The sequence below is a fragment of the Thiobacillus sp. genome, from assembly GCF_024708915.1.
Genome location: NZ_JANJXQ010000229.1, coordinates 1 through 5,300 on the forward strand (window position 1 = coordinate 1; position 5,300 = coordinate 5,300).

General features: G+C 61.2%; 4 protein-coding genes and 1 pseudogene. All 5 read right to left on the bottom strand.

Annotated features, from left to right (window positions below; translation table 11 throughout):
• Window positions 1-137 (bottom strand): GTP-binding protein (locus Q0L94_RS15180; RefSeq protein ID WP_296751937.1); only part of this gene is annotated, 137 nt, incomplete at its 3' end.
• Window positions 138-161: 24 nt separating this feature from the next.
• A complete protein-coding gene (gene fusA / locus Q0L94_RS15185) occupies window positions 162-2,252 on the bottom strand; it encodes an elongation factor G (protein ID WP_296754823.1) in 2,091 nt (696 codons plus the stop codon).
• A gap of 45 nt (window positions 2,253-2,297) precedes the next feature.
• Window positions 2,298-2,768 carry a 30S ribosomal protein S7 gene (gene rpsG / locus Q0L94_RS15190; protein WP_018079636.1) on the bottom strand — a complete coding sequence of 157 codons (471 nt, stop codon included), beginning with the start codon at window positions 2,766-2,768 and terminating at the stop codon, window positions 2,298-2,300.
• A 37-nt stretch (window positions 2,769-2,805) separates the two neighbouring features.
• Entirely contained in the window at window positions 2,806-3,183 is a 378-nt protein-coding gene (gene rpsL / locus Q0L94_RS15195; protein WP_011310913.1) for a 30S ribosomal protein S12, read from the bottom strand.
• 164 nt (window positions 3,184-3,347) lie between these two features.
• Window positions 3,348-5,300 (bottom strand): annotated as a pseudogene (locus Q0L94_RS15200) (DNA-directed RNA polymerase subunit beta'); the annotation flags it as partial.

Genomic DNA, 5,300 nt, shown 5'->3' on the forward strand with positions numbered 1-5,300 from the left:
TTCTTGGCAGCACCGCCAAATTTCTTCGACAGAATGGTGGTGATCGCCGCGGTCAAGGTGGTCTTGCCGTGGTCAACGTGTCCAATCGTGCCTACGTTTACGTGCGGCTTGGTCCGCTCGAATTTTTCCTTAGCCATTTCAGATGCCCTATAAAATCAAAATTATTTCTTGGCGATAACCGCTTCCGCGACGCTCTTCGGCGCTTCGGCGTAGTGCTTGAATTCCATCGTATAGGTTGCGCGCCCCTGCGACATCGAACGCAGATCGGTCGCATAGCCGAACATTTCAGCCAGCGGAACCTCGGCCTTGATCGCCTTGACGCCAGCCACATCATCCATACCCTGGATGATGCCGCGCCGGCGATTCAGGTCGCCCATCACGTCACCCATATAATCCTCGGGCGTCTCGACCTCGACCGCCATCATCGGCTCCAGCAGCGCAGGACTGGCTTTGCGCATGCCGTCCTTGAACGCCAGAATGGCCGCCAGCTTGAACGCCAGCTCGGACGAATCGACATCGTGGTACGAACCGTCGAACAGGGTGACCTTGACGTCAACCACGGGAAAGCCCGCAAGCACGCCGTTGTTCATCGCCTCGATCAGGCCTTTTTCGACCGCAGGAATGTATTCGCGCGGCACCGTTCCACCCTTGATGGCATCGATGAATTCGAAGCCCTTGCCCGCTTCGTTCGGGCCCATCTTGATCCAGACATGGCCGTACTGGCCCTTACCACCCGACTGCTTGGCGTGCTTGCCTTCCTGCTCGACTTCTTTTCTGATCGCCTCACGGTAGGCCACCTGCGGTGCACCGACGTTGGCCTCCACGTTGAATTCGCGGCGCATACGATCGACGAGGATGTCGAGGTGCAGCTCACCCATGCCGGAGATGATGGTCTGACCAGACTCCTCGTCCGTGCGGACGCGGAACGACGGATCCTCGGACGCCAGACGACCCAGTGCGATACCCATTTTTTCCTGGTCGGCCTTCGTCTTCGGCTCGACCGCAACGTGGATGACGGGCTCGGGGAACACCATGCGCTCAAGGATGACCGGGGCCGCAACATCGCACAGTGTATCGCCCGTGGTCACATCCTTCAGCCCGACAACCGCCCCGATGTCGCCCGCCCGCAGCTCCTTGATTTCCTCGCGGTCGTTGGCGCGCATCTGCAGGATGCGCCCGATGCGCTCCTTCTTCCCCTTGACCGAGTTCAGAACGGTAGACCCCGCTTGCAGCGTCCCCGAATAGACACGGACAAAAGTCAGCTGGCCGACGAACGGATCGCTCATGAGCTTGAACGCCAGCGCCGAAAATTTTTCGTCGTCATTCGCCTGGCGCACAACCTCCTTGTCATTGTCATCCACACCCTCAACCGGCGGAATGTCGACCGGCGACGGCAGATACTGGATAACCGCATCCAGCATGCGCTGCACACCCTTGTTCTTGAATGCGGTACCGCACAGCATCGGCTGGATTTCGCCGGCAAGCGTACGCGTCCGCAGACCCAGCACGATATCGTCCCTGCTCAGCTCACCTTCCTCGAGATACCTGTTCATCAGCTCTTCCGAAGCCTCGGCAGCAGCCTCGACCATGTTCGAACGCCATTTGGCTGCCAGTTCGGCAAGCTCGGCCGGGACGTCCGAATAGTCGAACTTCATGCCCTGACTGGCCTCGTCCCAATTGATCGCCTTCATCTCCAGGAGATCAACGACGCCGACAAAGCTGTCTTCCGCGCCAATCGGTATCACGACCGGCACCGGGTTGGCCTGCAGCCGCGTACGCATCTGCTCGACAACCTTGAAGAAATTGGCGCCGGAGCGGTCCATCTTGTTTACGAACGCCAGTCGCGGCACGCCATATTTGTTGGCCTGACGCCACACCGTCTCCGACTGCGGCTGCACGCCACCCACCGCGCAATACACCATGCACGCGCCATCCAGCACACGCATCGAACGCTCGACCTCGATGGTGAAGTCGACGTGCCCCGGCGTATCGATGATGTTGATACGGTGCTCGGGCATGGACATGTCCATGCCTTTCCAGAAACAGGTCACGGCGGAGGAGGTGATAGTGATGCCACGCTCCTGCTCCTGCTCCATCCAGTCGGTCGTTGCCGCGCCGTCATGCACCTCGCCAAGCTTGTGACTCACACCGGTATAGAAAAGGATGCGCTCAGTAGTGGTCGTCTTGCCGGCGTCGATGTGCGCGGAAATGCCGATGTTGCGATAGCGTTCGATAGGAGTCGTGCGTGCCACGTTATGGTCCTGACTGTGTCTGGTAGTGTTTTTAAAAAGTAACGCTCAGAAACGGAAATGCGAGAACGCCTTGTTGGCTTCAGCCATACGATGCACTTCCTCACGCTTCTTCACTGCACCGCCGCGACCTTCGGACGCATCGAGCAATTCACCCGCCAGGCGGGCACCCATGGATTTCTCGCCACGCTTGCGCGCCGCATCCTTTAGCCAGCGCATCGCCAGTGCGGTACGGCGGCTCGAACGCACCTCGACCGGCACTTGGTAGTTGGCGCCACCGACGCGGCGGCTCTTTACCTCGACCAGCGGACGCGCATTGTTCAGCGCAGTGCTGAACACCTCCAGCGGATCTTTACCGGACTTGCTGGTGATCTGCTCGAAGGCGCCGTAGACGATGCGCTCGGCAACCGACTTCTTGCCACTGGACATGACGACGTTCATGAATTTCGAAACTTCCTGATTACCGAATTTCGGATCAGGCAGAATTTCACGTTTGGGGACTTCGCGACGACGGGGCATTTTCCTGTCTCTCTATCTAGTTAAGCTTGCTGGCCGATCAGGCTTTCTTGGGACGCTTGGCGCCGTACTTCGAACGCGACTGCTTGCGATCCTTCACGCCAGCGGTATCCAGGCTGCCACGCACCGTGTGGTAACGCACACCCGGCAAATCCTTGACCCGGCCACCACGCACCAGCACCACCGAGTGCTCCTGCAGGTTATGGCCTTCGCCGCCGATATAGCTGATGACCTCGAAGCCGCTGGTGAGCTTGACCTTGCAAACTTTGCGCAAGGCGGAGTTCGGCTTTTTGGGCGTCGTGGTGTACACGCGGGTACAAACGCCGCGGCGTTGCGGGCAGGCCTTCAAGGCCGGAACCTTGCTCTTCTCCACCGGAGCCTGACGCGGCTTGCGGATCAGCTGGTTAATCGTTGGCATGTCAAAAATTCCGAAAAATTAAGGTGAGCGTATCGTTTCTAAAACAAGCGGGACGGCGCCGACCGCATTCTGAAGCGGCGCCGTCCCGGGCTACAGTCCTGCGTTTCCCGGCGATTCTGCGGCCGGAAAAAGACGCGTGATTCTAGGGGAGAGCCGCCCCCCTGTCAAGCAACTTCCTGATTCTCGGTGGGGCTTGCTTCCTCGCCTTCGATCGGGCGTCCGGCGCCAAGGTCTTCCCCTGCTGCCTGGCGGCGGCGGGTATTGTGGTAGGCAAGGCCGGTTCCCGCCGGAATCAGGCGTCCGACAATCACGTTTTCCTTCAGGCCGCGCAGCTCGTCCTTCTTGCCCATGATGGCCGCTTCGGTCAGTACGCGCGTGGTTTCCTGGAAGGAAGCCGCCGAGATGAAGGAATCGGTCGACAGCGACGCCTTGGTGATGCCGAGCAGGATCGGGTCGTAGACGGCCGGCTCCTTGCCCGCAGCCGCCATATCATCGTTGATCTGCAACACTTCCGAGCGCTCGACCTGCTCGCCGGGAATGAGGCCGGTGTTGCCCGGATCCACCACCACGACGCGGCGCAGCATCTGGCGCACGATCACCTCGATATGCTTGTCGTTGATCTTGACGCCCTGCAGCCGGTACACATCCTGCACCTCGTCGGTGATGTAGCGCGCCAGCGCTTCCACCCCCTGCAAGCGCAGGATGTCGTGCGGATCGACCGGGCCGTCGACGATCATTTCGCCCTTCTGGACGATCTGGCCGTCGTGCGCCGTCACATGCTTCTCTTTCGTGATCAGGTACTCGTGCGCCACCCCGTCCAGATCGGTGATGACCAGGCGCTGCTTGCCCTTGGTGTCCTTGCCGAAAGAAACGGTGCCGGTGACTTCCGCCAGTACGCCCGCGTCTTTCGGCGAACGCGCCTCGAACAGCTCGGCCACACGCGGCAGACCGCCGGTAATGTCGCGCGTCTTCGAGGTTTCCTGAGGGATACGCGCCAGCACGTCGCCCACCGCGACATCCTGGCCGTCCTTCACGGTGATGATGGAACCGATCTGGAAAGTGATGTTGACCAGCGTGTCGGTACCCGCGATCTTGATTTCATTTCCGGCTTCGTCCAGCAGCTTGACCTGCGGGCGCACGCCCTTGGCAGCGCTGCTGGCCTTGCGCTTGGGATCGATCACCACCAGCGTGGACAGGCCGGTGACGTCGTCGAGCTGCTTGGCCACGGTAACGCCCTCTTCGATGTTCTCGAAGCGGATCCGCCCGGCGTACTCGGTGATGATGGGACGGGTATGCGGATCCCAGGCGGCCAGCACTGCGCCGGCCTTGATCTTGGCGCCGTCGGTCACCATCAGCGTGGCGCCGTACGGCACCTTGTGACGCTCGCGTTCGCGGCCGCTGTCGTCGGCAATGATGATTTCGCCGCTGCGCGAAATCGCCACCAGCTCCTTGCGTGCATTGGTCACGTAACGCATGGTGGCGGTGTACTGCACGGTGCCATTGGACTTGGCCTCGAGCTGGCTGGTCGCAGCGGCACGCGATGCGGCGCCACCGATGTGGAAGGTCCGCATGGTGAGCTGGGTGCCCGGCTCGCCGATCGACTGCGCGGCGATGACGCCGACGGCTTCGCCGGCGTTGACCAGATAACCGCGCCCGAGGTCGCGGCCGTAACACTTGGCGCACAAGCCATAGCGCGTCTCGCAGGTCAGCGGCGTGCGCACCTTGACTTCGTCGATGCCGAGCGACTCGATGGCGTCGACCACGTCTTCCACCAGCAGGGTGCCGGCTTCGAACAGGGTTTCCTGGGTTTCGGGATGAATGATGTCGCTGGCTGCCACGCGGCCGAGAATCCGTTCGCGCAGGGCTTCAACCACTTCGCCGCCTTCGACCAGCGCCTTGACCACCAGACCGTTCCTGGTGCCGCAATCGTCCTCGACCACCACCAGATCCTGCGTCACGTCGACCAGGCGGCGCGTCAGGTAGCCGGAGTTCGCGGTCTTCAGCGCGGTGTCGGCCAATCCCTTGCGGGCGCCGTGGGTCGAGATGAAGTACTGCAGCATGTTCAGGCCTTCACGGAAGTTCGCCGTGATCGGGGTTTCGATGATCGAGCCGTCCGG

What these genes read in the sequence shown, in the direction of transcription:
- rpsL (WP_011310913.1), bottom strand. Translation starts at nt 3,183, where the DNA reads ATGCCAACGATTAACCAGCTGATCCGCAAGCCGCGTCAGGCTCCGGTG.
- rpsG (WP_018079636.1), bottom strand. Translation starts at nt 2,768, where the DNA reads ATGCCCCGTCGTCGCGAAGTCCCCAAACGTGAAATTCTGCCTGATCCG.